Here is a 700-nt window from a genome sequence, read left to right as displayed (position 1 = left end):
CGTAGCTCGTAGCTCGTAGCTCGTAGCTCGTAGCTCGTAGCTCGTAGCTCGTAGCTCGTAGCTCGTAGCTCGTAGCTTAGAAGTACCCCTCCCGCTTCTTCTTCTCCATCGAGCCGACCTGATCCCGGTCGATGGCGCGGCCGGAGCGTTCGGAGGTGCGCGTCAGCAGCATCTCCTGGATGATCTCGGGCAGCGTGGCGGCTTTCGATTCCACCGCGCCGGTGAGCGGGTAGCAGCCGAGCGTGCGGAAGCGGACCCATTTCTCTTCGGGGACTTCGCCGGGTTCCAGCGGCAGGCGATCGTCGTCGACCATCACCAGCATGCCGTCGCGTTCGACCACGGGACGCGGTGCGGAGTAGTACAGCGGGACGATGGGGATCGATTCGAGATAGATGTACTGCCAGATATCCAGTTCGGTCCAGTTGGAGAGCGGGAAGACGCGGATCGATTCGCCCTTGTTGACCTTGCCGTTGTAGAGGTTCCACAGCTCGGGGCGCTGGTTCTTGGGGTCCCAGCGGTGGTGCTTGTCGCGGAAGGAGTAGACGCGCTCCTTGGCGCGGGAGGCTTCCTCGTCGCGACGGGCGCCACCGAAGGCGGCATCGAAGCCGTACTTGTCCAGTGCCTGCTTGAGCGACTGGGTCTTCATGATGTCGGTGTACTTGGCGCTGCCGTGGTCGAACGGGTTGATGCCGGCGGCGCG

1 protein-coding gene is annotated in these 700 nt (G+C 63.4%); it reads right to left on the bottom strand.

Annotated features, from left to right (window positions below; genetic code table 11):
* Window positions 1-76: 76 nt before the first annotated feature.
* Window positions 77-700, bottom strand: a 624-nt coding sequence (gene cysD, locus BC443_RS14320) for a sulfate adenylyltransferase subunit CysD (RefSeq protein ID WP_071232519.1), incomplete at its 5' end; no start/stop codon positions are given.

It is taken from the genome of Salinicola sp. MIT1003, from assembly GCF_001858555.1.
In the GTDB taxonomy this organism is placed as follows: Bacteria; Pseudomonadota; Gammaproteobacteria; order Pseudomonadales; family Halomonadaceae; genus Salinicola; species Salinicola salarius.
This window is presented reverse-complemented; position numbering and strand designations above follow the sequence as displayed.